Source organism: Bordetella genomosp. 12, assembly GCF_002261355.1.
GTDB lineage: Bacteria > Pseudomonadota > Gammaproteobacteria > Burkholderiales > Burkholderiaceae_B > Bordetella.
This window is the reverse complement of the sequence record NZ_NEVU01000002.1, coordinates 352,002-378,352: the sequence shown is the minus strand read 5'-3', so window position 1 is coordinate 378,352 and position 26,351 is coordinate 352,002. Positions and strand designations below refer to the sequence as shown.

General features: G+C 61.4%; 20 protein-coding genes, 1 other RNA gene and 1 pseudogene. 16 read left to right on the top strand and 6 right to left on the bottom strand.

Annotated elements, in window-relative coordinates:
- Positions 1-216: 216 nt before the first annotated feature.
- The 5 genes from ompA to ssrA all read left to right on the top strand — a co-directional run bounded on the left by ompA (position 217) and on the right by ssrA (position 4,212).
- The gene (gene ompA, locus CAL22_RS07110; protein ID WP_094811756.1) at positions 217-798 is read left to right on the top strand and encodes an outer membrane protein OmpA; all 582 of its coding nucleotides are present in this window, start codon (positions 217-219) and stop codon (positions 796-798) included.
- A 73-nt stretch (positions 799-871) separates the two neighbouring features.
- Positions 872-1,597, top strand: coding sequence for a bifunctional 2-polyprenyl-6-hydroxyphenol methylase/3-demethylubiquinol 3-O-methyltransferase UbiG (gene ubiG / locus CAL22_RS07105; RefSeq protein ID WP_094811754.1), 726 nt, complete (start codon positions 872-874; stop codon positions 1,595-1,597).
- A complete protein-coding gene (locus CAL22_RS07100) occupies positions 1,594-2,268 on the top strand; it encodes an HAD-IA family hydrolase (protein ID WP_094811752.1) in 675 nt (224 codons plus the stop codon). Before ubiG ends, CAL22_RS07100 begins: the two co-directional genes overlap by 4 nt.
- Positions 2,269-2,545: 277 nt before the next feature.
- Positions 2,546-3,724 (top strand): MFS transporter, encoded by a 1,179-nt coding sequence (locus CAL22_RS07095; protein ID WP_094811750.1) that lies wholly within the window; start codon positions 2,546-2,548, stop codon positions 3,722-3,724.
- Between the two features lie 98 nt (positions 3,725-3,822).
- Positions 3,823-4,212, top strand: a transfer-messenger RNA (tmRNA) gene (ssrA, locus tag CAL22_RS07090).
- 110 nt (positions 4,213-4,322) lie between these two features.
- Here the strand turns inward: ssrA and CAL22_RS07085 are convergent.
- Positions 4,323-5,144: an IS3 family transposase gene (locus CAL22_RS07085; protein ID WP_094811748.1), complete on the bottom strand. Its 822-nt coding sequence runs from the start codon at positions 5,142-5,144 to the stop codon at positions 4,323-4,325.
- Positions 5,141-5,455 carry a DUF1153 domain-containing protein gene (locus tag CAL22_RS07080; RefSeq protein WP_094811746.1) on the bottom strand — a complete coding sequence of 105 codons (315 nt, stop codon included), beginning with the start codon at positions 5,453-5,455 and terminating at the stop codon, positions 5,141-5,143. Before CAL22_RS07080 ends, CAL22_RS07085 begins: the two co-directional genes overlap by 4 nt.
- A gap of 710 nt (positions 5,456-6,165) precedes the next feature.
- Here CAL22_RS07080 and zorA point away from each other — a divergent pair.
- From zorA to CAL22_RS07030, 10 genes and pseudogenes are all read left to right on the top strand, one after another.
- Positions 6,166-8,244 carry an anti-phage ZorAB system protein ZorA gene (zorA, locus tag CAL22_RS07075; protein ID WP_244193805.1) on the top strand — a complete coding sequence of 693 codons (2,079 nt, stop codon included), beginning with the start codon at positions 6,166-6,168 and terminating at the stop codon, positions 8,242-8,244.
- A 1-nt stretch (position 8,245) separates the two neighbouring features.
- Positions 8,246-8,950, top strand: coding sequence for an OmpA family protein (locus tag CAL22_RS07070; protein ID WP_143276944.1), 705 nt, complete (start codon positions 8,246-8,248; stop codon positions 8,948-8,950).
- On the top strand, positions 8,944-10,671 hold the full coding sequence (locus CAL22_RS07065) for an EH signature domain-containing protein (RefSeq protein ID WP_094811744.1): 1,728 nt from the start codon (positions 8,944-8,946) through the stop codon (positions 10,669-10,671). Before CAL22_RS07070 ends, CAL22_RS07065 begins: the two co-directional genes overlap by 7 nt.
- Positions 10,671-14,534: an SNF2-related protein gene (locus tag CAL22_RS07060; RefSeq protein ID WP_094811742.1), complete on the top strand. Its 3,864-nt coding sequence runs from the start codon at positions 10,671-10,673 to the stop codon at positions 14,532-14,534. The genes CAL22_RS07065 and CAL22_RS07060 overlap by 1 nt, the downstream gene beginning before the upstream one ends.
- Positions 14,535-14,863: 329 nt before the next feature.
- Positions 14,864-15,874, top strand: a pseudogene (gene istA / locus CAL22_RS07055) (IS21 family transposase).
- Positions 15,871-16,641 carry an IS21-like element helper ATPase IstB gene (gene istB, locus CAL22_RS07050; RefSeq protein ID WP_005013542.1) on the top strand — a complete coding sequence of 257 codons (771 nt, stop codon included), beginning with the start codon at positions 15,871-15,873 and terminating at the stop codon, positions 16,639-16,641. The pseudogene istA and the gene istB overlap by 4 nt, the downstream one beginning before the upstream one ends.
- Before the next feature lie 388 nt (positions 16,642-17,029).
- On the top strand, positions 17,030-17,545 hold the full coding sequence (locus CAL22_RS07045) for a flavin reductase family protein (protein WP_094811740.1): 516 nt from the start codon (positions 17,030-17,032) through the stop codon (positions 17,543-17,545).
- A gap of 57 nt (positions 17,546-17,602) precedes the next feature.
- A complete protein-coding gene (locus CAL22_RS07040; protein WP_094811738.1) occupies positions 17,603-18,694 on the top strand; it encodes an LLM class flavin-dependent oxidoreductase in 1,092 nt (363 codons plus the stop codon).
- 93 nt (positions 18,695-18,787) lie between these two features.
- Positions 18,788-20,659 (top strand): sigma-54-dependent Fis family transcriptional regulator, encoded by a 1,872-nt coding sequence (locus CAL22_RS07035; RefSeq protein WP_094811736.1) that lies wholly within the window; start codon positions 18,788-18,790, stop codon positions 20,657-20,659.
- Positions 20,660-20,706: 47 nt separating this feature from the next.
- Positions 20,707-22,146, top strand: a complete 1,440-nt coding sequence (locus CAL22_RS07030) for an NAD-dependent succinate-semialdehyde dehydrogenase (RefSeq protein ID WP_094811734.1) — start codon at positions 20,707-20,709, stop codon at positions 22,144-22,146.
- A 52-nt stretch (positions 22,147-22,198) separates the two neighbouring features.
- Here the strand turns inward: CAL22_RS07030 and CAL22_RS07025 are convergent, their stop codons facing one another.
- Together CAL22_RS07025 and CAL22_RS07020 are read right to left on the bottom strand one after the other, a co-directional pair.
- Complete coding sequence (locus tag CAL22_RS07025; RefSeq protein WP_094811732.1) at positions 22,199-22,723, bottom strand: DedA family protein; 525 nt, start codon at positions 22,721-22,723, stop codon at positions 22,199-22,201.
- 76 nt (positions 22,724-22,799) lie between these two features.
- Positions 22,800-23,531 (bottom strand): SDR family oxidoreductase, encoded by a 732-nt coding sequence (locus CAL22_RS07020; protein WP_094813482.1) that lies wholly within the window; start codon positions 23,529-23,531, stop codon positions 22,800-22,802.
- Between the two features lie 145 nt (positions 23,532-23,676).
- On the opposite strand from CAL22_RS07020, the gene CAL22_RS07015 reads away from it, so the two are divergent.
- Positions 23,677-23,997, top strand: coding sequence for a hypothetical protein (locus CAL22_RS07015; protein ID WP_094811730.1), 321 nt, complete (start codon positions 23,677-23,679; stop codon positions 23,995-23,997).
- A gap of 21 nt (positions 23,998-24,018) precedes the next feature.
- Here CAL22_RS07015 and CAL22_RS07010 read toward each other — a convergent pair whose 3' ends face one another.
- Both CAL22_RS07010 and CAL22_RS07005 read right to left on the bottom strand, forming a co-directional pair.
- The gene (locus CAL22_RS07010) at positions 24,019-25,584 is read right to left on the bottom strand and encodes a sensor domain-containing diguanylate cyclase (protein WP_094811728.1); all 1,566 of its coding nucleotides are present in this window, start codon (positions 25,582-25,584) and stop codon (positions 24,019-24,021) included.
- 295 nt (positions 25,585-25,879) lie between these two features.
- A complete protein-coding gene (locus tag CAL22_RS07005) occupies positions 25,880-26,305 on the bottom strand; it encodes a YidB family protein (RefSeq protein ID WP_094811726.1) in 426 nt (141 codons plus the stop codon).
- Between the last annotated feature and the right edge of the window lie 46 nt (positions 26,306-26,351).

Below are 26,351 nucleotides of genomic sequence, written 5' to 3'. Positions count from 1 at the left end.
ATCGGGTGCCCAAATGGTCATATCCTGAGCCAATGGGTCGGCTTAAGGGGAGCCAAAGGTCCCCAAATGCCTTAAGATTGTTTCCAGCACGCAGGAGACCCAGTGGTGGCCCTTTGAACCTGTTCGGAGCGTTGCTATACTGGCCCCGTTTTCCTGATATGCGGCGGGGGTTCGCTGCGAGTCACTTATCCAGCTTCAAGCTCAACGAGGAGAAACATGAACAAACCCTCCAAATTCGCTCTGGCGCTTGCCTTCGCCGCTGTCACGGCCTCTGGTGTAGCCTCGGCTCAGACGGTGGACAACTGGCGCAATCCGTTCGGCAACGTTTGGAAGAACGGCACGAACGAACTGTGCTGGCGCGATGCGTTCTGGACCCCGGCTACCGGCATCCCCGGTTGCGACGGTGTTCCGGTCGCTCAAAAGGCAAAGCCCGCTCCCATGGCCGCCAAGGTCGTGTTCAATGCTGACACGTTCTTTGACTTCGACAAGTCCGTGCTGAAGCCGGAAGGTCGCCAGCTGCTGGACCAAGTCGCCCAGCAAGCCAAGGCCATCGATCTGGAAACCATCATCGCTGTCGGCCACACCGACTCGATCGGTACCGAAGCCTACAACCTGAAGCTCTCCGACCGCCGCGCTGCTTCGGTCAAGGCTTACCTGGTTAGCAAGGGCATCGACCCGAACCGTATCTACACGGAAGGCAAGGGCGAAGCTCAGCCGATCGCGACCAACAAGACCGCCGAAGGCCGCGCACGTAACCGTCGCGTGGAAATCGAGATCGTCGGTAGCCGTCGCAACTAAACATTGCAGCGCTAGCCGCTACAATGAGGGCCTCGCAATGCGAGGCCCTTTTTTTCGTCCTTTACCCACGCCCATGACCACAGCCGCCCCCTCTTCCCGCCCAAACGTCAACGTCGATCAGGCCGAATTGGACAAATTCAGTGCCCTGGCCGCGCGCTGGTGGGATCCGGAAAGCGAGTTCAAGCCCCTGCACGCCATCAACCCGCTGCGGCTGGAATGGATACAGGAGGCAGCGGGCAGCCTGCGCGGGCGGCGGGTGCTCGATGTCGGTTGCGGCGGCGGCATCCTCTCCGAAGCCATGGCGCAGGCAGGCGCCGAGGTCACCGGCATCGACCTGGCGGAAAAATCCCTCAAGATCGCCCGCCTGCATGGCCTGGAATCCGGCGTCAAAGTCGAGTATCGCGCCGTGCCGGTCGAGGAACTCGCCGCCGAACAACCCGGCCAGTACGACATCGTGACCTGCATGGAAATGCTCGAACACGTCCCCGATCCCGCGTCGGTCGTGCGCGCCTGCGCCGCGCTGGTCAAACCTGGCGGCTGGGTGTTCTTCTCGACCCTGAACCGCAACCCCAAATCTTTCCTGTTCGCCATCGTGGGCGCCGAGTATCTGCTGCGCCTGCTGCCGCGCGGCACCCACAGCTACGAACACTTCATCAAGCCCAGCGAACTGGCCACGTCCGCGCGCCAGGCAGGCCTGACACCCTCGGGCATGCGCGGCATGGAATACAACCCGATCACGCAGATTTACTCCCTGTCGGCCAACACCTCGGTCAACTACCTGATGGCAACCCGCAAATGAGCGCGCTGATACTGTTTGACTTCGACGGCACCCTGGCCGATACCGCCCCCGACCTAGCTGCGGCAGCCAACCGGCAGCGCACGCGCCGCGGACTGCAAGCCCTGCCCTATGAGTTGCTGCGCCCGGTGGCCTCGCAAGGCGCGCGCGGCCTGCTGCGCGTGGCCCTGGACCTCAAGCCCGGCGACGCAGACTACGAGGCCACGCGCCTGCAGTTCATCGCCGACTACGCAGAAGGTTCCACGCAGCAAAGCCAGCTCTTTCCCGGCATCGCCGATCTGCTCAAACACATCCGCGCCCAGGGCTTAGCCTGGGGCATCGTCACCAACAAAGTCACCCACCTGACCCTGCCTATCGTCGAGCACCTGGGCCTGATGCGCGATACCGCCGTCCTGGTTTGCGGCGACACCACCGCGCACGCCAAGCCCCACCCCTTGCCCTTGCTCTTTGCTGCCGAACAGGCGGGGTTCCCGACCCACCGTTGCGTCTATGTGGGCGACGACCTGCGCGACATCCAGTCCGCTCATGCCGCCGGCATGCCCGCCATCGCAGCGGCATACGGCTATGTCGATGCCGACGAAGACATTGCCGCGTGGCAGGCCGAAGCCCGCGTCGACTCGCCGCTGGCCCTCTGGGACGCCATTCGCCCGCTGCTGCCGCGCGACCCGGCCTGATCCCCGGCACGGCCGCTTGCGCCCATGGCGCAAGCGCCGGCCCCCCGCGCCGGCATGCCCCGCCCCTGCGATGCCCGACCCGGCGATTGTTCGTCCTGATCAACCAGTCCTGGCGGCGCCCACGCCTTTATCGCGTCGCGCGGGTGGCGGACAATAGCCTCCTCAGCGTCATCCCTTCGCGCCCCAGGCGGCAGCCAGCACCAGCTGCCCTACCCGCTTTTGTACCGCCCCCCCCCCCCGCCCACCGCCCAGAGCGGCAGCCGGCAACGAGAAACCCATGCTTCTACCCATCATGCTGCTGTCCGCGGCAGGATTCACCATCCTGACCACGGAATTCCTCATCATCGGCTTGCTGCCGCCCATGGCGCGTGATCTGCACGTCACGGTTTCGCAGGCCGGTCTGCTGGTGTCCCTGTTCGCCTTTACCGTGGCGAGCACCGGCCCCCTCCTCACCGCGTTGGCTGCCCGACTCGAACGCAAACGCCTCTTCGTCGGCGTACTGATCCTGTTCGGGCTATCCAACATCCTGGCCGCTTGCGCGCCCAATATCTGGATCATGGCCGTCGCGCGCTTCGTCCCGGCACTGGCCTTGCCCGTCTTCTGGTCGCTGGCCAGCGCCACGGCCGTGGAACTGGTCGGGCCGGCTCACGCAGGACGCGCCATTTCCATGGTGGCCTTCGGCATCGTGGCGGCGACCGTGTTCGGCATCCCGCTGGGCGTACTCATCTCCGACGCGCTGGGATGGCGCGCGGCCTTTGCCTTGCTGGCCGGGCTGTCCTTCGCCAAAGCCCTGCTGCTGACCTGGCGCTTTCCGGTGTTGCGCAGATCCGGTGACGGCCTGCGCCTGTCGGCCCAACTGCGCATCGTGCGCGACCCCGTCGTGCTCGCCCATGTACTGCTCTCCCTCCTGGTATTCACGGGCATGTTCACCGCCTACACCTACCTGGCCGACATGCTGGAGCGGTTGGCCGGCCTGGATGGGCGCCTCGTGGGCTGGAGCATGATGGGATTCGGAGCGATCGGCATCCTGGGCAACAGCCTGGGCGGCAGACTAGCCGACAAAACCCCGTTGGGCGCGACGGCCCTCTTCACTGCCCTCATGGCCGCCAGCCTGGCCTTGCTTACCTTCGCCATGCGCGCCCCCACATCCCTGGCGCTGACGCTGGCCGCCTGGGGCATTGCCCAAGCCGCCCTGTTCATCGTCTGCCACGTCCGCGTCATGAAATCCGCGCCGCAGGCACCCGCGTTTGCCGCTTCACTGAACATCTCTGGCGCCAACATCGGCATCGGCCTGGGTGCCGTCGCGGGCGGCAACGTCATCGACCACCTGGGGCTGCATGCCCTGGGTTGGGCTTCCGCCCTGATCCTGCTTGCCGCCCTGATGCTGGCCCTCACGCTGCTGCTGCGGAGCCGGCACCCGCCGCGCGCCACGGTCTGTCAGGGAGCGGCGAGCTGAGCCACGACGCGGTAGGCGCGCCGGCCACACCGCAAACCTAGCCCCAACTCGAAGTCCGGCACCCGGCACCTAATTCACGTACAATATGAAGTTCCCTAGGGGCCGATCCGGATTCGACGTGGGTCATGAAGCAGCTCAGGGCATGCCGAGCACCAGTAAGCTCGTAAATCCACTGGAAACAAAACAAACGCCAACGACGAGCGTTTCGCTCTCGCCGCTTAAGCGGTGAGCCGTTGCACTGATCTGTCCTTGGGTCAGGTGGAGGAAGGCAACTTCCTAGGGGGGCAACCCTCGAACCACAGCAACGTTATTCACAAGGAATCGGTCTGCGCTGGGGTCACACGGCTCAGATTTAAATTACGTGAATCGCCTCGGTCCGGCCCGTTGATCGGCTAAGTCCGGGGTTAAATCCAAATAGATCGACTAAGCATGTAGAACTGACTGTGGAGGGCTTGCGGACGGGGGTTCAATTCCCCCCGGCTCCACCAAATACCTGAAATCCCAACCTTGACCGATTGGGATTTTTTTTTGGCCGTTTCCCCTTGAGCTGGCGCGGCTACTGGGCAATAGTGTATTGACCCAGCAGAACCTGCACAGGTTAAGCGGCTAAAGCGAATGCCTGAGCCGGAGTCATCATCTTCAGCGCCTGATGTGGGCGTCGATGGTTATAAAAGCTGATCCAGTCGCCGATTGCGCGGCTGGCGTGCTGTAGGGTTTCGAAGCGGTGCCGGTGCACGCACTGTTCTTTAAGTGTTCGGATGACACGTTCAACCATGCCGTTTTGCTGTGGGCAATGCGGCGTGATGAACTCCTGGCGTAGTCCATAACTGCGTACCAATGCTGTGTAGCTGCGGCTGCAGAAAACCAAGCCGTTGTCTGACCGAAGCAGAAACGGTTCGGGAACACGACCTAAGGTGCCGAACCGGGCAATCAGCGCATGCTCCAGCGCGCTGCCAGCCGTGCAGGCCTTGCCACTGCGCGACAGATGCCAGCCCAGCAGTTCCCGGGTATGGCAGTCAATCACCAGTGCCAAGGTCGCCCAGCCATCACGGCCGGCCCAGACCCGACACATATCCGTCGACCAGCGTTCGTTTGGCAGGGAGGCCACCGACGGCAGCGCTTGAATCCGGGGCCTGAAGCCAATCGGCCTCTTGCGAACCTGCCAACCCTTAAGCTGGAAGATGCGCTGCACCGTGTTCTTGTTGAACCCCAACAGATAGGCCACCGTGCGATAGCCAAACGACGGTGACTCTTCGATCAAGGCCTTGATCGGCTCGGCATACTTGGGATCGATCTTGGCGGGTGATTTGACCGACCGGTAGTACACCGTGCGCCTGGGCACACCGAACCAACGGCACAGCTTAGTCAGCGGAACATCAAAGCCATCATCGGCCAAGCCCTGCTGCACGCGAAGGATCATTTCCCTTCCTCGTCCAACAGGGCTTGCAGCTTTTTTCTCGCACGCAGCTCCAGCATCGCCTCGCCATAGGCCTCTTGCAGATCCTTGAGCTGGCGTTCGTACTGCTCTTTGATATCCAGCGGGTTCGCACGAAGCGCGTTCTCCATGCCTCGCTTGGCGTCATCGACCCATTGCTCGACCTCGGAGGGCGCCAGGTCGTATTGCCGGCTCGCCTCGGAGACCGTGGTCTTGCCTTGAATGATCTCCAGCACCAATGCGCTCTTGCGTTTGGCTGTCCATCGCTTGATATCGTCTTCCATCTTCATGCTCATCGTCGTACTTCCTCAATTATGACGTGAGCAGGTTTTCACTGGGTCAATACAATAGCTCCTGAATTGCACCGCTACGAAGGCGGTGACGTCTTTACGTCGAGAGGTTCAACAGAACCATGTGCTAAGAAAGGCTATCCCAATATCGTTGGAAAGATCTGAACCACGTACAGCGCGTCGTCACACTGCAGATGTGTGGCCCAACGATTACGGGGGCCCCAATATGGTCCTAGGCAGATTTATCCCCAGACAGCAGTTAGCCGTGGACGCGTGGTCCTGCTATTTCTGCCAATCACTAAAATTAAGGAGGGTTACCATCACGCCCCACTGCCCGTTCATTCCATAACCTTTCGTCGCACCCCTTGTCTGCCGCAGACCAATACGCTTTATTTATCCAGCCACCAAGTGGTGTAACTTCTTTCAGCGCAAATTTATTTATGCGCGCATTAAATTTCGTTCCCAGACAACTCAGCTTGACCTCAGCTTCGTCAATTATATCCTGCGAATCAGGTAGTTATTTAAATCGCAAACTTGGCGGGTAGCCACCTTAACGTACAATATTGTTGCGTGACGAAATATATAGATATACGCAAACGGACGGTCTCGGATTTATCCACCAAGGTGCCCACATGACAAAGCGTCGCCTGAGGCCGGATGCCCCTGGGGAGTGGCAAGGCATCATCACTGCCTGATGCTCGGCATAAACCGTCTACATGCGTCTTGGCATCAACGAAAAGACTGCTGCCTCGCCGAATACGAGAGCAAAGCGGGAGGACGAAGAAGTGTACGAGGTATCAAAGTTGCTGGGCTCAGTTCATCCATCTCTGGAGAAACTGCATGGACTTCCGCTCGTTGTTTTTCTGTTTGTTGCTGCCCTGACGCTGGTGTTCCTCGTGGGGTATGTCATCCAGGGCACACGAGTGTCGTGGCAGATTCGATCTATCCTTAAAGCGTTGAGGAAAGCACGCAAAGCGGGCATGGCACCAGCCCCCGATGAGGTTGGCCGTGCGTTTCACTGGAAGCCGCTGAAACACCTCTGGGGAGAGTACTCCCATACATTGCACGAGTTCCGCAAGGCAGGTTCAGGAGCCACCTCCCTCACGGAAGTCCGTGCCACGGTCCCGGCCGAGTCAATGTTTACCAAAGAGGTCTTAGTCGACGGACGCCTCTTCGAAGAATTCACTCGGCACTTGCCGGGCGTCTTGACCGGGCTGGGCATTATTGGAACATTCGCCGGCCTACTCGATGGCTTAGAGAAGTTCAAAGTCGACCCCGAGAAAATTCAGAACACAGTCAATGGACTTGGCCCACTTCTGGAAGGCGTGCAACATGCTTTTTTAGCCTCCGGCGCAGCGATTTTTTGCGCCATGGTGGTGGTCCTCTTTAGCCGTTTCATCGTAGCGCGCCTGTATCGCCTCGTCGAACACCTGACCCACGCTATCGACAGCCTCTATGCGACCGGAGCTGGTGAGGACTATCTGGAACGGCTAGTCAGGTCCTCCGAGCAGAATGCTGCGAGTACCGCTCAATTAAAAGACGCTCTTGTGGAAGACCTCCACAAGATGATGACCAACTTGGTTGAACGTCAGATTGCTGCGCAAGAGGCTTCCTCCCTGGCCTTGGGAACTCACATCGGAGACTCCATCTCGCAGGCCATCGCCGAGCCGATGAAGCGCGTGAGCGATGCCATGGAGGTCACGGCGCGAGGCAATGGCGAGCAGGTGAACTCAATGCTTGAAACCTTGCTCACTGGCTTTATGGCGAAACTGGAGGACACCTTTGGCGGCCAGATGCGCGGCATCAATGAACAGATGCAGAAATCAATGGAGTCGATGGCAGCAGTGCAGTCGTCTTTGCAAGGACTTCTAACCGACATCAAGCACACCAACGAACAAGCTGCTTCCCAGATGAGCGGGACACTTGAAGATGCCATGAAGAAGGCGGCCGACAACCAACAATTGCTCACCGACCAAATGCGCGACTTTGTTCAAGACTTCCGGCGCCTGGTCACCGAAGAACAAGACAAGTCCAAGCAGGCTATGGACGAAGCGGTGATGAAGGTCCTCAGCGAAGTTGCTACCGCCATGGACGGAATGGAGAAGGTTCGCAAGACATCAGCGCTAGAGGAATCGAGTCGCAATGACCGCTTGGCTACTCAGACGAACCAACTCGTTGGTGGACTAGCAACGCAGGTAGAGTCCGTGCTAGATGCCGTCTCCAGTCAAGTCATGAAAACGCAGCAGAACATTGACGCACTCGGTGAGGTATCACTAAGGGCCATCGATGGTATGAATCAGGGGGCTTTGGCCATGGGTTCAGCAGCCCAGCGATTCGAAACTGCGGGAAACGCCGTGACCGGCACTTTCGAACGTTCGACAAAGGTCACGGACACGTTGGCAACGACTGCCGCCTCATTGCAAGCAGCCTCGACGGCAGTTCAGCGTGGGTTCGAACAGTACGACTCCACGCGTCGCACGGTAGACACCCAAGTAGCCGCGCTCATGGGACTTATCGAGTCAGTCAAGAAGGAAGCAGGAGTATCGCAAGAGCTGGTCAACAGCATCAAAGCCAGTGCCGAAGCCATGCGTCAGTCGGAGGCAGAGGCGCGCTCACACCTGGACCACGTAAACGATGCACTGGTGAAAGCGTTCAGCGACTTCGGCAACTCTCTGGTGAGCCAGGTCAAGTCGACCATCGCCGAGACCGACCGCCATCTTGCTCAAGGGACCGGCCATCTCAACGGGGTGGTGCAGGAGCTAGCCAATGCCGTTCAGCGCATGAAGAGGGCCTGACGTGCTTTCACGACTCGTCCTCAAGCGAGGAGCCAAACACGAGGGGGAAAGTCCGTTCTGGATTTCCTTCTCGGACCTGATGTCGGCGCTGATGGTGCTGTTCTTGGTCGTGATGGCGGTAACGCTGGTCTCCGTCACGCAAAGCATCGATGCTGCCACAAGAGCCTCAAGAGAACGAAGCGACGCAATCGAACGGGTGATGCGCATGATTGCCACAGACCCCAAAAGCGCTGGCGTAGGCATTGACCAGAAAAACTTTCGAATCGATCTAGGAAAGGAAGTTCGATTTGAAAGCGGCAGCTACACCATCAGCAACACGGCCGGGCAGTTCCTTCGAAACTATGTACCCGTGCTACTACGCGCAAAAGAGTCGCCCGACGGGCACAGATGGATTCGAAGCGTCGTCGTCGAAGGATTCACGGATGAAGACGGCACTTATCTCTACAACTTGCAGCTTAGCCTGGACCGCAGTCGCAGCGTTGTCTGCTCTTTGTTCCAGAGTAACGGACCGGCTGACGCGTTGACTTCGGGACAACTGCGCAAAGTCCAGGAGTTATTTTTAGTGGGTGGCTACTCCTTCAACTCCATCAAGAAGGATAAAGCAGAAAGCCGTCGCGTAGAGTTAAAGATCGATTTTTGGGGCTTGGATGAAGAAATTCCCGAAACCAGCGATGTTCTCAAAGGGAAGGAGTTCGGCCGGTGCTAGCGGTATCTGCACTTCAAAAATTGGGGGAAGACCTAACGTCGTCCATCGTGGCCATGGGCTTACTCACCGGGGAGTTCGGGCAACCGGCCCTTATTGAGAACCGCGCCCGCGACGCCGAACAGCTTTTCCAAGGCTACGCCAAAGCCCGGCCTAGGAAGGAAGATGCCTACGCCGCCGCCCGCGCATTCATTCGCGGTCAGCCATTAGATGCGTGGCAAAGGGACTTGGTCGCTTGCGCCGTGGCAGTCCCAATCCACGAGCAATCAGGTGCGATGATGCTCGGAACGAAGCGTTTCCCGACGCTACTTGCCTCATACGAAGCCGAGGCTGAGCACGGCGACCTGTGGCGACTGACCTGGCACGGGTTGCTGTACTCGTACTTCAACTTCAACGTCGAAGCTGGCAACGACGAGCTAACGCGAACCGGATGGGAATCCCTGCGAGCCTTTCTTGAGCGCACCTGGCCTCTGATTAACCGTCAAGCCGGGGAGAACCTGGTTCCCGACTGGGTCCATGTACTGCGAAAAGAAGCTCAAGTACTCACGACCGAACCGGTAGAAAAATATGCCAGTGCATACCTGCGCGGAGAAACTGAACCAACCGAGCGCCTCGCTGCAGACCTCGGAATCCCACCGTCAAGCTGGTTCTGGCACACTCTAGTCCTCGGTGCGGTCAAATGTGCATTAGCGACTGGCGACGCAGAATTCCAGAGGCTTGTCCCGCAGCTCATCAAACTCATCGCCAGTAAACCAGCATTCCGCGACGAGGCGCTAGAGGCCATTCTCATCCGGTATCACGCCTGCAAAAGCACACCACCGAACGAACATCTTAGCGACTTCGTTTGTCATCCGACGGTTTGGAAAAATCCCAAACTCAAGGTTGCCGGCATTGCCCCTGCTTGGAATCGCGTGCCAGACCCTGTATGGCGCATGGTGCTTAACTGGGTCAACAAGCGCAACCTAAAGGATTTCTTCGACATCCTGGCGGCTCGGAATAGTGCCGACGAAGGCCGTTTAGCATTCTGGTCTAAGTACCTTAATCAGATTCAATGGACACGTTTGGTCTTTGGTTCCGACACCATGGCGCTGAAATGCACAAATGCTGGTATCCGCGACCTCATCGCCCGCGAGGAGGGAGCATACGCCAAGTTGAGTGGCAAGGCTGAGGTGGATGCCTTCATCATGCAAATCGGCAGTTACCTCATCATCGAGTTCAGTAAGAAGCCGAACGCATGCTACGTCTACCAAGCTGACCGACTGCCGTTCGAACGGCTCGCCGGACACTACGACGGCGGCACCATTGACTTAGCGGCGGGCTTCCGGCCAGAGGTCGGGTGTGCTCTGCGCATTGTCCATCGAGACGGCTGGGACGATCGAGCGGAGACTGAGCTACAGCAGCTCGGCATCTGGCCTGACGAACGGCCTCCTCGTCAACCTCCCCCCTTCCCACCAAGCGTGGGCGCCGCAGCGTCGACGCGAACTAGCGGCTCAACGAGCTCGGGCAGTCGGACCTCCACGCCGGCCAATGGACCCAATATGGCCTCCCTGAATGCCCTGGTACGTCGTTTTCCCGGCGCTCATATCGACGATCGTCGCGAAGCCAAGGGGGGCCGATTGTGGGTAGAGGACCGAAACCACAGCGGGTTACTAGAAACTGAACTTAAGGCGCTTGGCTTCAAGTGGGCTAAGTCGCGGTTGGCATGGTACTACCCGGAGAACTGATGGGATTCCTCGACATCTTCAAACGGGCCACGAATGGCAGGAACGGTGGGCCAGCTCTCAAAACAACCTGGACTCGCGAAGGCGTGCGTGTGGAGTTCTCCCACGAGCTGGTCGACGTGTCCGCCGATGGGCTGTTGGAGGTCATCCACCGGGCCGGGCCTGAAGACTCGGTTCTGGGAGCTTACCTTGCACAGCTTGCAGGAGAGAATCGCTGCGTTCTCGATAGCAAAAGCGCGACCATACCTTGGGTCGATATCTATGAGCTTCTGGGTTCTGCCGAGCACGTTGGCGCGCTACAGCTTCTTAATCTCCCGCCGCAAGGCCCCCTTCGCCCCATCCTCGATGGCTCTGGAACTGTGTCGGGCAGCGACTTCGAGGTCTCTATAGCCGGATGGACAGACGGAAGTCAACAGGTGCGCTTGGACCAATTGGAAGGCGCGGTAGCCACAGTGGGTGGTAAGTATCAACTCCTGTCTGGCGCAGCATGGGCAACTATCTCGGAAGTGGAAGCCTTCCGGGCACGCTCCGACAGTGAGAAAACACAGCAGGCGCAAGAGCTAGCCTGGGGCCGTATTCGACGCGTTGCTGACCGTGCTGGAGCCCTCTATGCAAGCACCTATCTAGAGACGACGTTCGTTCTCACACCGGACTGTCTGCGCCTACCAACATCGAACGAGGATACGCCCTTTGGGCGCGTTCAAACCGTCTTCCCTTCTTTCGAAGGTGCTCCGGACGGATGGCTAACTGCCTTCGATGGATTCAATTCGGTTCAACCGCACTATGACTTGACCCGTGGCGCTGGGCGAGTCCGCGTGGTTATCTCGGAGCCAGTACATAAAGTTCTCTCCGTCATTAAACGCGAGATGCCAGGGCGCCGTGTCGCGGGAGCGAAGGCCGAAAAGTTCATCCATAACCCATTCGCATTCCTCGGTGATGCGGCACACGAAGTCATCAAGGAAGACGAGTTCCTGCTTGACCGGGCAGAGGCTGGCGCGGTTGCCGCCGTTTTTAGTATCGTGGGCAGAACCACGAACGGTCGTCTCAATACTGTTGACCTGCTCATTACCGAGCACTTTGGGGACGGGACCGCCAGAACAGAAACCAAGGATCTCAGAACACCTGAAGGACTTGAAACGTTCTTAGCGGCATTAAAAGAAGCACTGGAACAAGACCGTGAACGGTTCCCTTGGGAAGAATTCGATCTAACTGTCGATGCAGAGTCCACGGGGCAGCTGGAACAGGGACTGCAGCTGGCACATCTCTGGCAAACGCAGCCAGCGGAGCGCATCAACTTCGAAGACGTCTACGAGCTTGACGGCTACAGTGGGCGCATCGAAGGAATTGGCTCGGTCAAACCCATTTATGTGCCGGTCTTTCAGCGAGACAAGCAGGAAGGGGAGGAGGAAAAAGGGTGGCTGCCGTCCGACTTGACTCCAATGGTCAAAGTTACGCTGCAGGGTAACGAGGAACAGGTGCTCGTCCCGCTAACCCAGCAGTGGGTCCAGGACTTCGACAAGCAGGTCGCCGATGCAGAATCAAAGGGTATCAGCGAGGTGAAAAACGAGAGTCTTCCGACTGCAATAGCCACCACGCAGGCCCGCACGCTGGTCGAAACCTTCAAGAGTATGGTTCAAGCGCCGGAACGGATTAAAGGAGACGGAGAAGCTAAGTCAAGAGAACCGAAAGCGCCGCGTCAAACTTTGTTAGTGAAGACAAACTTTCATGGAGTGGACTACCTTGAGGAACGCCGAGAGTCGCTCGCCCTGCCCGAAGACTGGCAGGCGCAGCTTCCCCGGTGTTTACGTGCGGGCGTCTCGCTGAAGAAACATCAGCTCTATGGAGTCGCCTGGTTCCAGCATTTAGTTTCTAAGGCTCCCTCGGAGTGCCGCGGCGCACTGCTGGCCGACGATATGGGCCTTGGCAAGACATTGCAATTGCTATCGGTACTCGGTTGCTACTACGAAACCAATCCGAATGCTGCCCCTTCTATTATCCTCGCGCCGAAGAGCCTCTTGGAAAACTGGGCCAACGAAGCCCACAAGTTCTTCACTGACTCATTTCCTGAAGTACTTGTACTGTATGGCGACGAGTTAAAGACACGCAAGCAACCGCTGAGCCTTATCGACGGTCAACTTCGGGACAAGAACATCGTCGACCTGTTCAAACCCGGATGGATTGGGACGGCAAAGATTATCATCACGACCTACGAGGTTCTGACCTCGTATGAATTCTCGTTAGCCAAGCAGCGGTTCGCGTTCCTCATCTGCGATGAAGCGCAGCGGATAAAGACTCCTGGCACGTTAGTGACGTTGGCGACCAAGAAGTTGAAGGCCGACTTCCGCATCGCGTGCACTGGTACGCCGGTAGAGAATTCTCTGGCCGACCTTTGGTGCCTGTTCGACATGGTGCAGCCGGGCTTGCTTGGCGCGCTGGAGGAATTCGGCAAGACTTACCGTAGACCTATCGAGTGCGAGACCGACGAGCAGGTTTCGGCTCTGAATCGGCTCCAGGCCGCGATTCGCCCGCAAACGCTCCGCCGGACGAAGGCCGACATCGCGGCTGACCTTCCCAAAAAATACTTTGCTCACAAAAAAGCAAACCAAGCCGAGCTGGCGTTCAAATCTTCCTTGGCCGATGAAGACCGATTGGAGATTACGCTCACAGAACACCAGCGCATCCTCTACAAGGGGGGCTTGAAGAAGCTCCAAGACGCGACAGATGAGTCGAACGGGAAAAAACGGGCGCGACTGTCCTTCGGCGCATTGCATCTGATGAGGGCTATATGCGCGGAGCCCTACTGCCTGCCTGGTAGTAAGTTCCTCGTCGACGAGTCCGGACTTAAAACGCATATTGCAAACTCACCAAAGCTCGGATGGCTCCTTCAACGCCTAACAGACGTAAAGGCGGCAGGCGAGAAGGCAATAGTATTCACAGAGCTTCGTGAGGTTCAGGCCGCTTTGTACTATTGTCTCAGGGAAACGTTTGATATTCGCCCGGACATCATTAACGGCGACACGCAGGGAAGGCAGCGCTACCTTGACCGGTTTTCCGCCAAGCAAGGATTCGACGTCATCATCTTGTCCACCTTGGCCGCTGGCGCGGGCCTTAATGTCACCGCTGCCAACCATGTCATTCACTTCACCCGTGCCTGGAATCCTTCAAAAGAATCGCAGGCGACCGACCGCGCCTTCCGTATCGGCCAGGAACGAGACGTTTTCGTCTACTGTCCAACTGTAGTGGCTGATGATTTTGCGACCTTCGAAGTTCGGCTGGATGAGTTGCTGAAGCGCAAGGCGGGTTTGTCAGGCACAACCTTGGATGATGGTGGGCTGACTGCCATGTTAAATGGAGCCGGGAAAGACGCGAGCTTCTCTGAGTTCGTCGGAGATACCAATGCGGCAGAATCGTTGCCGAAGCGAAACCTCACCATGGGCGACGTGGACCGGATGGACGGGGACGCCTTCGAGGCCTTCTGCTGCTTGTTGTGGCGAAAGCTCGGTTTCGATGCAACGGTGACGCCCAAGCGCAACGGGGACGGCGGCATCGATATCGTAGCGGTGAAAGGTCGCGACGGTGAACTTCTTCAGTGCAAGAGCTCTAAAGCCGCGAAGCTCGACTGGGATGCGGTCAAAGAGGTTGTGGCTGGTGCTGCGCGATATCAAGCTCGATTCCAAGGCACTCGCTTTCGCAAAGTCGCGGTGACCAACCAAACCTTCACCCGCGGCGCCCTGGAGCAAGCCCAGGCAAACCAAGTAGAACTCGTCATGCGGCCGCGGCTGGAGGAACTCCTCGGTGCTCACCCCATTACGAACCATGAGTTCGACGATGTGCTGCAGAACGTCTTTCTCGTGGAAACTCACTAAGCGGCTCGAACATTGGAGGAGACCTGGGTCAGAGGTTGGCCTAGGCGACTCCGGCTGAGGGTCGCAACTGGCATTTGCACGTTTTGCGATGAAGCTATTCTCGCAAGGGGGCATTTCTTGACGAAGTCGGAAACAATGCACTGCCAGACAATTATGACAACTTGCGGCTCATTTGATTCCAACTTTTCCCTAACGCCACAGGTTGGAGTTTTTTTGGCCGTACGCGATTCACGCGAGCCTATATGTCAGCGCCGATGTAATACTGACCCACCGCGTCGGAATAAATCTGACCCACCTGGGCAATGATGGCGGCCTTTTGGCCGCCGACAATGTTGACTCAGGAGCAAGCAGTGGAGATCAAGGTAATGGCGCGTCGCGGCGTCAGCATTCGGGAGATGGCCAAGCAACTGGGCTGCTCACGCAACACGATCAGGCGGTATCTGCGTGAGGCTGATGCCCAGCAGTACAAGCCCCGCGAGGCACGGACCACCAAGCTGGATCCGTACAAGGACTATCTGCACGGGCGCATCGAGGCGGCCCGGCCGCACTGGATTCCAGCAGCCGTGCTGCTGCGGGAGATTCAAGAACTGGGCTACCCCGGTGGTGTAACGCAACTCAAGGAGTATCTTGGCGGCTACAAGCTCCAGGAGCCTGAACCGGTCGTTCGTTTTGAGACGCCGCCTGGCAAACAGATGCAGGCCGACTTCACCCACATCCGGCGCGGCCGTGATCCCTTGATGGCCTTTGTCGCCACGCTGGGATACAGCCGTTCGAGCTGGGTGCGGTTCACCACCGATGAGCGCGCCGACACTTGGTTCGGATGTCTGCGTTAGGCCTTCATCTACTTCGGCGGCGTACCCCAGCACGTGTTGTTCGACAACGCGGGCGCCATCATCACCGAGCGCGATGCCTACGGCCCCGGCCAGCATCGCTGGCACAACGGGCTGTTGGCCGTCGCCCAGGAGTTCGGCTTCACCCCGCGTGTATGCCAGCCTTATCGCGCCAAGACCAAGGGCAAGGTCGAACGCTTCAACGGATACCTGAAGGGCAGTTTCTGTGTCCCGTTGGCCGCGACTCTCAAGCAGGCTGGCCTGCGCTTCGATGTGACGGCAGCAACCGCGCACGTCGGTCGCTGGCTCACGGAGGTGGCCGATCAGCGGCTGCATGGCACCACTCGGGAGAGACCCGCTAAGCGGTTGCAGGAAGAGCGCCTGGGGCTACTGCAATTGCCTGCGCAACACGGCATCCTGGTGCCAGCCACCTCTCACCGGCCTGTGCCGCGAGAGAGCTTTCAGCACCCGCTGTCGGCCTATAACGAGTTGCTGGAGGTGCGAGCATGAACCTTCAACACAACCGCATCGAACAGATCTGCGATGTCCTGAAGCTGGAGCGTATCGGCAGCGAGTGGCCCGCCATGGCCCAGCAGTGCGCCCGCGAAGACGCCAGCCATGGCGACTTCCTGGAGCGCCTTCTGGGTATTGAGAACGACGCCCGGATCGAACGCCAGCGCGCCGCCCTGATGAAGATCGCCACGCTGCCCTCGGTCAAGACCATCGAAGACTATGACTTCGCCTTTGCCAGTGGTGCGCCGCGTGCCCAGATCCAGGAACTAGCGGCCCTGAGCTTTATCGAACGGGCTGAGAACGTGGTGTTCCTGGGACCCAGCGGCGTGGGCAAGAGCCACCTGGCGCAGGCATTGGCGTACCGTGCCGTCATGGCGGGCATCAAGACCCGGTTTCTGACTGCCGCCGACCTGATGATGCAGTTGGCCACTGCCCATAAACAGGACCGGCTGCAGCAGTACTTCAACCGCGCCATCATCGGGCCGCGCTTGCTGGTGATCGATGAGATTGGCTATCTGCCCTTCGGGCGCGAGGAAGCAAACCTGTTCTTCAACGTGGTGGCCCAGCGCTACGAGCGTACCAGCATCATCGTCACCAGCAATCTGCCCTTCAGCCAGTGGGCCTCGTGCTTCTCTGAGGATCAGACGCTGACCGCCGCCTTGCTCGACCGCCTGCTGCACCACGCCCATATCGTGCAGATTGCCGGGGAAAGCTACCGGCTCAAGGACAAGCGCAAAGCAGGAAACATCAAGATCAGGAACTAGGTTTTTGAACGCCGGGGTGGGTCAGTTTTACTCCGACGATTCCGACGAAAGTGGGTCAATTTTCAACCGGCGTTGACACCTATACGCAGGTAAGAAGGACCGTCAGACCACGCCCTCGACGTGGCGGCCCGCTGCGGCACGGGAGCCGACGCCGCCAGCTCGCCCGGGGCGGGTGCCCCCCCTGCCGCGGCAAGAGCGGTTGGCGGTTCAGCCAGCGGCTCATCAGTGTCGCACTGACACACTCCCTCCCCGCGCCCACTGTGTCATGACACAGTCCGCGCGCCACGCGGCGCGGCTTCCACGTGGGGCGAGGCACTTGGCATGGTTCTTGCATTATCTCTCCGCATAGCTGCCGCAAAGGCAGACATGACAACAGTCGGAGACAGCAATGAATCAGCGACCCCCTGGCCTGAAGGAGGCCATGCGCAATGTTCCGTCCACGGTCGCGCTGGTGACCAGCCGCGATGAAGAGGGGCGCCCGCACGGGATGGCGGCGTCGGCGGTGATCTCGGTGTCGGTGGAGCCTCCTTCGATGCTGCTGTCGGTCAATCGCACGGCGGGGCTGCATCCGGTGGTGCAGGCCAGCGGCAAGCTGTGCATCAATTTTCTGGCACAGCAGCAAGAACATTTGCTGCTGCCGTTTTCGCGCTCCGAGCTCAGGGCCCAGCGTTTTATGTCGCACGACTGGCAGGACACGGCCCCCGAGGCGGCACGCCTGCCCTGGCTGCCCCACGCCCGCGCGGTGGTGTTCGGCGCTGTCGACCAGGCCGTGCCCTACGGGACGCACACGCTGTTCATCGTGCGCGTCCACGAGGTCATTCTGCCCGAGCAGGACGCCGCCGCCCATGCGCCACTGGTCTGGCTGGGTGGGCGCAGCGCCTGCCTGGCACCGCAACCCCTTTGATTTCCCAGGCCGCCCTGCGGCCGCCAACGCAGCACGATACAACCAGGAGACAAACTCATGAAACTAGGGATGTTCGCCATGCCTTTGCATCCGGCCGCCAGGCCCATGGCCGAGACGCTGGAGGAGGATGCCGACAAGGTGATTTACGCCGACCAGTTGGGTTTTGATGAGTTCTGGGTGGGCGAGCACATGTCGTGCACGACCGAACCCATTTCTTCGCCGCTGATGTTTCTGGCTTCGCTGATCCACCGCACCAAGCAGATCAAGCTCGGTACGGGCGTCATCGCCCTGCCCAATCATCATCCCGCGGTGGTCGCCGCCGAGGTGGCGCAGTTCGACCATTTGAGCCGGGGGCGCCTGATCTTCGGCATCGGCCCCGGCGGGCTGGCCAGTGACATGGAGCTGTTCCAGGTGCTTGATGGTGAGTATCGCAACGAGCGGATGATGGAGTCCATCGACACCATTCTCAAGCTGTGGAGCCAGGATCCGCCCTATGACATCCAGGGCAAACACTGGCAGTTGTCGCTCAAAGAAATGGTGATCCCGGAGCTCGGGGTGGGCTATCTGCCCAAACCCTATCAGCGGCCGCATCCGGAAATCACGATGACGGCGATGTCGCCGTACTCAGGCAGCGTCAAGACCGCCGCCATGCGCGGCTTCGGCCCCATGAGCGCCAATTTCTGCCCCGAGTATGTGGTCAAGAGCCATTGGCAGAAGTATCAGGAAGGCTGCGAGGCGGCGGGCAGAAAGCCCACGGGTCTGGACTGGCGAGTCTCGCGCAATATCCTGATTGCCCCTAGCGACGCGGAAGCCCGTGACCGCGTAATGAATCCCCAGGGCAGCAACTATTACTACTTCGACTATCTGTGGCGCGTGCTGAAGTCGGCCAATTACACCGCGGTCATGAAGTCGGACCCCAAACAAGCCGATGACAGTGTCACGGTCGAAAGCCTCATGGAGAGCATGGTCATCTATGGTTCGCCCAAGACCGTGGCCGAGAAGCTGCTCGCATTCCGCGCCAACGTGGGGCCCTTCAATGGTCTGCTGATGGCCTCGATGGACGGTTCGGGCCCCAACCGCGCCTGGGAATGGGAAACCATGTCGCGCCTGGCCTCCGAGGTCATGCCCGCCGTGCGCCAGGGTAGCTAGTGCCTCGCGGGGGTCCTGCGGCGAGGACCCCCGGTTTTCATCGGGGAGCCATTCTTTCTATACTGAGCTGGACAACCTTACGCGGAGCGTCTCATGAGCGCCCATGTCCAACTGCTGGGCCGACCCGCCCAGCCCGACCCTCTCATCCGCGATTCCTGGCAGCGATGCTATGACAGCCATGGGCTGGAGCCGGACCGCGTACCCGAGCCGGATGTGCTGACACAGGCCGAGTTCGGCGTGGTGCGCGCGCCGGCCGAAGAACTGGCCACGCTGGCGCAGGGAGAGCTGGACCGCATGTTGCGGCAGTTGGGCGATCACGTGCATTTGCTCATGCTTGCCAATCCGGACGGCACCCTGATGGTGGTGCGCGCCGACAGCCAGCTCGATGCATTGTGCCGTGCCGCCCTCATCCAGCCCGGCGCGCGTTTCAACGAATCGTCGCAGGGCACCAATGGCATCGGTTTGTGCATCCAGACGCTGTCGCCCGTGTCGGTGGTGATGGAAGAACACTTCGCCCAACGGCTGACCGGCCTGTCCTGCACCGTGGCTCCGATCTTCGGCCATCGCGGCGAACTGGCGGCCGTTCTGAATGTCACCTCCCTCAAGCCCTCGAACCGCACGGTGCACGAGATCGCACGCAAAGTGGTGGAAAGCTCGGCGCGGCGCATCGAGAATCGCAGTTTCGATCTGCGCTGCGCAGGCCGCCTGGTGCTGCGACTGTCGCCGACGCAGGATTTCTGCGACCCGGCTGGCGAAGGCCGGATCGCGCTGGATGACAGCGGCCGCGTCCTCGATGCGACGCCGGCCGCGCTGCAGATGCTGGGCGCGGACAGCGCGGTCTTTGGGCAGCGGCTGCATGGCCTGGATGACGTCGATGGCCTGATCCGGTCGCTGCGCGGCCCGCGTCCGGTCATCGAGCCGTTGACGGGCCTGCCGCTCAATGTCCAACTCGCCTCGACCTCCTCGCACGCGGTGCGCGCCGCCCCGCTCATGCCACGTGCGCGTGTTCGCCAGGCTGATGCCGCACAGGAGGATCGCGCGCTGCAGGCCCTGGCCGGCTCGGATCCGCATACGGGCGAACAGTTGCGCATCGCCCGCCGTTTATACGAGCGCGGCCTGCCCATCCTGCTGCAAGGCGAAAGCGGCACGGGCAAGACCCGGCTCGCGCGCGCCCTGCACGATGCCGGCCCCCGCCGCGGCGGGCAATTTGTGGCGATCAATTGCGCGGCGATTCCCGCCGAACTGATAGAAAGCGAACTCTTCGGCTACCGGCCGGGCGCGTTCACCGGCGCAGCCAAGCACGGCGCCCGTGGGCGCTTGCTGCAGGCTGACGGCGGCACCTTGTTCCTGGATGAGATCGGCGACATGCCGCTTGCGCTGCAAAGCCGTTTTCTGCAGGTGTTGTCGGAGAAAGAGTTCGTGCCAGTGGGCGCGACCGAACCCGTCCGGGTGGACTTCGGTTTGATCGCAGCCAGCTTCAGAGACATTGCGCAGATGGTGCAAATGCAGCGCTTTCGCGCCGATCTGCATTTCCGCATCCAGGGAGCGGCGCTCAGTCTCAGTGCCCTGCGGGATCGCGCGGATCTGGACGAATTGATAGCGCAGGCCATCACCAGCGCCGCCGGCCAGGCCGGCATGGATGCGCCCAGCCTGTCGGCCGCCGCGCGGCTGGCGCTGAGCCGCTATCATTGGCCCGGCAATTTCCGCGAGCTGCTGCACGTGGCGCGTTACGCCCTGGCGCTGTGTGACGGCCAGGAGCTAGGGCTGGACTGCCTGCCCGCGCCGCTCAACACTGCGGTGCCGCACGCCGCCTGCGCGCCCGCCGATCCCGCGAACCCGGAAGCCGTGCTTGCCGCGCTGACTCGCAGCGATTGGAATGTCAGCGCCACGGCGCAGGCGCTGGGGATTTCGCGTTCGACCTTGCACCGCAGGATGCGCGCCTGGAGAATAACGCGTCCCACATGATGCTCACCCCGAGAGCATCCCACCTTTCTTGCAACCACGGAATACTGATGAGCGACTATCCCGATACTTTGCTACTGATCGATAACGAATGGCGCGAGGCCCAAGGCGGCGCGCGCATCGACGTAGTCAACCCGGCTAGCGGCCAGAAGATCGGTCAGGTCGCCAGCGCCAGCCGCCAGGACCTGGACCTCGCGCTGGCCGCCGCGCAACGCGGCTTTGAAACCTGGCGCGATATGTCCGCCCACGAGCGTTGCGCCATCATGCGCAAAGCCGCCGCGCTGTTGCGTGAGCGCGCCGATGCCGTGGCCCGCCTGCTCACGCGTGAACAGGGCAAGCCGCTCGTCGAAGCGCGCGGCGAAGTGCTCGCAGCCGCGGAGATCATCGACTGGTTCGGCAATGAAGCGCTGCGCGTCTATGGCCGCATCGTGCCGTCGCGCAACGTCGCAGCCCAGCAGCTCGTCATCAAAGAGCCCGTGGGTCCGGTCGCGGCCTTCACTCCCTGGAATTTCCCCGTCAACCAGGTGGTGCGCAAGCTCGGCGCGGCGCTGGCCTCGGGCTGCTCATTCCTGGTCAAAGCGCCTGAGGAGACGCCGGCATCCCCGGCCGCCCTGCTCAACTGCTTTGTCGATGCCGGCATCCCCAAAGGCGTGTTGGGCCTGGTGTTCGGTTCGCCGGCCGAAATCTCCAGCTACCTCATCCCTCATCCGGTGATCCGCAAAGTGACCTTCACCGGCTCCACGCCGGTGGGTAAAGAGCTCGCTGCCCTGGCGGGCCGCCACATGAAGCGCGTGACCATGGAGCTTGGCGGCCACGCCCCGGTGATCGTGGCCGAGGACGCCGATGTCGCGCTCGCGGTCAAGGCGTCGGGCGGCGCCAAGTTCCGCAACGCGGGCCAGGTCTGCATTTCGCCCACGCGTTTTCTGGTGCACAACAGCATCAAGGCCGAGTTCGAACGCGCCATGGTGGCGCATGCCGAGAAGCTCAAGCTGGGCGACGGCTTGGCCGAAGGGACCACGCTCGGCCCCTTGGCCAACGAGCGCCGCCTGACGGCGATGGACAAGATCGTCAAGAACGCCAGTGAGAAAGGCGCGCGCATTGCGACGGGCGGCGCGCGCGTGGGAGGCGCAGGCAACTTTTTTGCGCCGACCATCCTGGCGGACGTACCGCTGGAAGCCGACATCTTCAATGAGGAGCCTTTCGGGCCCATCGCCGCGATCCGAGGTTTCGACAACCTGGATGACGCCATCGCCGAGGCCAACCGCCTGCCCTTCGGGCTCGCCGCATATGGCTTTACGCGCTCCATCAAAACCGTGCACGAGCTCTCGCGCCGGCTCGAAGTGGGGATGCTCTGGGTCAACCAGCCAGCCACGCCTTCGGCCGAACTGCCCTTCGGCGGCGTGAAGGATTCCGGTTATGGCTCGGAAGGCGGGCCCGAGGCCCTGGAAGCCTATCTGGTGACCAAGGCGGTCTCCGTGGTCGGGGTGTAAACCCGCCCGGGGTGGCGACCGGGCCGGGACAAGCGCTGCCCGGCGCCGCCCCTCATTGCAGCCATTGGCTGCCCAGCCAGCCCGGCGCCAGCAGCGCCGCGGCCCAAATCGGCGCCGACACCCAGTTGGCGGCCTGAAACCAGGCTGCACGCATACCGAAAACACCTGCGGCCATCGGCACCGTGGCTCTCAGGGGACCGAAGAACCGGCACAGCAGGATACTCAAGACACCCCAGCGCTGCACGAAAGCCGCGGCCCGCAGCACCAATTGCTGGCGCCGCCGGACCCACTGCCAATGCATGACGCGCGGCCCCGCCCAACCGCCCACGGCGAACGACACCCAATCGCCCAATGCGGCGCCCAGGGCGATGGCCAGCCAGACCTCCACAAAACCCGCCTCACTCAGGCGGATCGCCGCGCCGATGGATAGCAACAGCGCCGTGCCCGGGATGAACAATGCCACCAGAGGCAGGGATTTCACGAAGGCGAGCGCGAAGGCCAGCGGCGCCAGCCACGGCCCCAGGCCCGGCAATTTGGCCGCCAGCGAGGTGTAGAGCGCATGCAGCGATTCAAACATAATGGGAAACCGCCCCCCGCCGGCCTGGACAAAGTGTCACTTTAACGCTTGCCGGCCCAAGGCCGCCGGGGGGGCTTCAGGCCAGACCGCCATTGGCGCGCAGTACTTGCCCGTGCACCCAGCGGCCATCCGGGCCGGCCAGAAACGCCACCACGTTGGCGATGTCGGCGGGCTCGCCCAGGCGTTCGAGCGGGGCGGCTTTCGCAAAGCCGGCGATTTGCTCGGCCGACTTGCCCGACAGGAAAAGATCCGTGGCCACCGGGCCCGGCGCCACGGCGTTGACGGTAATATCCCGGCCACGCAGCTCCTTGGCCAGCACGCGCGTAAAGCCTTCGACCGCGGCCTTGCTGGCAACATAGACGCCATAGCCCGGCAGATTGGTCGCCACCAGCGTGCTGGAGACATTGACGATGGCGCCCCCCGCGCGCAGACGCTGCGCCGCGAGCCTGAGCATATTGAACACGCCACGCACGTTGATGTTCATCATTTGGTCAAACTCGGCGTCGCTGGCGTCAGCCAGGGGTACGGTCTGCAGTACGCCCGCATTGTTGACCAGCACGTCCAGGCCGCCCCACTCGGCCTGCACGCGATCGAAGAGCGCGGCCGCGCTGGCCGCATCGGCCACATCGCCTTGCAGGGCCAACACCGGGCCGCCCTGGGCGCGCAACTGATCGGCCAGCGCCTGTGCATCGTCGCCGCGCGTAGCGTAATTGATGGCGACGGCGTAGCCATCCCGGGCGAGCCGGCTGGCAATGGCCGCGCCGATGCCGCGTGAGGAGCCGGTGATCAAGGCAGTGCGGAAAGTCATGATAATTCCCTCGTCGTGATGCGCCGCAACGACAGCGCGATTCGCCGCATGAGCCATCAGGCTGGCGGTGCCGCCGTCCTCAATGGGCTTGAACAAACCTTGGCCGCCTTGGCTACACTGCTCCAAACAAGGAGCACGGCGACGTATGAACTGGCATGTCTATTGCATCCCCCCCATCGATACGGGCTGGGACTTTCTTCTTACCGTGGCCGAGGCGATGGCCTTGTCCGAGGATAGCGTGGATGAAGGGTTCACGCGCGATGCGTGGCGCGCCGCCTTCAATGAGGCGCAAGCCGCGGCCGAAGCGGCCGGCTGGGAAGGCGACTTCCGCGGGGAACCGCATGTTCTGATGCTGCCCATGGCTGGCCGCATGGCAGCCGGCTTTGTCTGGAAACAGGACAACGCCGGTCAGTGCTTTGTCGTCAGCCCCTGCCCCCTGCCCTGGCTGCAGACCGCGCAACACTGACGGCCTCATCGGTCAGCCCGCTCAAGCACTGTCCATGCTGGCGGCATCGCACACGCGGTTGCGTCCGCCACGCTTGGCCTCGTAGAGCGCCTCGTCTGCCCGTCCCAACACTTCGGTCAGGGAGGCCCCTTCATGCGGATAGACCGCCACCCCCACCGAGACCGTACACGCGCCGCCTGGCACCGCCTGAAACGTCTCCACGGCGGCGCGGATGCGCTCGGCGGCCAGCAGTGCCTGCGGCCGGTCGGTGTTGGGCAGAATCACCACGAACTCCTCTCCGCCCAGCCGGCCCAGCACATCGCTGGCGCGCGCGCGGCTGCGCAGCAATGCGGCAATACCCCGGATCACCGCATCTCCTGCAGCATGACCCAGGCCGTCATTGATGGATTTGAAATGATCGATGTCCACGGCCAGAATCGCCATCGCGCGTCCATAACGCGGCTCGCTTTGCAGGATTTCATCCAGACCCCGCCGATTGAGCAAGCCCGTGAGCGCGTCGGTCAGGCTATCCTGCCGTAACTGATTGAACTTCGTGCCTATCTTGCGGCTGACGGCGGCCAAGGCCGTTTTCAACTGCTCGGCTTCGCGATACCAGGCGCCGACCCCCGCCAGCCTGTCGGCCGCACGAGGCTTATCCAGATCGGCCGCCGCGCCGGCCAGTTGCGCCAAGGGGCGCGCAATACGGTTGGCCAGCCACCACACACACAAGAGCGACAGGCACAACCAGGGCAGTGAGGTCTGGATGGTCCGCAGCAGCAGCAGCCGCGTGCGCGAGAGTACGGCCTCCGTCGGTCGTTGGGCCACCACGCCCCAGCCGGTTTCGCGCAGCAAGGCGTAGCCGCTGAGCATATCGATGCCCTCCGTATTGACCAGCCGCTGGGCGCCTTCCAGGCCGCTCATCAAATCATGCACGGCGGCGTTCTGCTCGACGATCTGCCCCACCCGGCGCAGATTGGGGTGAAACAGCAGAACGCCGCGCTGATCCACCACATACTGGTAGGCGCCGTTGCGATGTGTTTGCTCGCCCAATATTTCGCCCAGGGCATTGCGTTCGTGCAGATACAGCAGTCCCATGATGAAGCCGCCGAAACGGCCATCGGGCAGAAACACGGGCTGGGAGATGGCGACGATCCAGCGCCCGCCCGGCGACAGAAAGGGGTCGCTGATGCGCGGCAGGCGGCTGTTGAGCGCCTGCTCCATGGCATTGGTGCTGACCTGACGGCCGGCCACGCCAGGCTCTGATGGCGTGATGCCGGTGATCACGCCGTCGGCATTGACGAAGGCAGTGGCGTTGAAGCTGCCGCTCTGATTCTTGAGGCGTTCGATCTCACGCTGCACGCTGGGCTGGGTGCCGCCCTCGCTGCCGATCAGCCGGGCCGAGTACGCCAGCTCGCTCAAACTCTCGCGCAGAAAGATATCGGCGCTGCGCGCCAGCTTTTGCGCGAAGGCACGATTGTCCTCCAACGAACTGCCCAGAAGGATTTCCCGCTGTACCACGGTGCTGGCATACAGCGCGCCGGCCATGGCCAGCAGCAGGGACAGTATGCTCAGCCCCAGGATCAGGCGGCGTAAATCGAGTCGACGCATCAGAACAAAGATCTAAGTCGCAAGTCCGCAAGGGTTAGGATCATAGCCGCCCGGATAGCGGGTACGGGAAAAACTCCGCCCGTCATCGGCGCCGCACGCGTCCCGCGGGCGAGGATGTCGGATTATTTCGACGAAGGGGCGTGAGATCGCCGCGATTCTACCGGCAGCAGTGTCGTCGAATCCCTGGTGCCCGGCTATTGGCCGCAAGTACTGGTCCGCGCAAAGAATTCGCGGCGCGGCGAACCGGGCTCGCCGGCCGCCGCCACGACGGCCCGCGTGCGGCGGCGTGCCTGAGCTATCCGGCCTGGCCGCGCCCGCCCAGCAGGCTGGCCAGCGAGCCCAGCAGCTTGCTGGCATCCAGCCCCTGCTCGGGCTGAACCTCACCTTGGGGTGAAGCCTGATCCACCACCTTGGGCAGAATAAAGCTCAAGCCCTCGAGCACCGCTGCGCGATCCTGCCCGGTACGCTCGGCCAGACCATTGACCACGCCGGGATCCAAAGCCGAGCCGAGCTGCTCGGGCGAGACCGGCTCATTTGGCCCGGACCCCAGCCAAGAGGCCACGATGGCCCCGAAGCCGCCTTGCTGCAACTGTTGCAGCAGCGCGCTCAGGCCTCCGGGATATTTACCCACCAGTTCTATCAGCGCGGGCACCAGCGAGGCCGCGGCACCACGGTTGCTATCGCCACCGGCCATCGATGACAACGTGTCCAGAAGACTCATCACGCACTCCTTCGGGCTGTCGGGGATGGCCAGTATAGACGCAAGG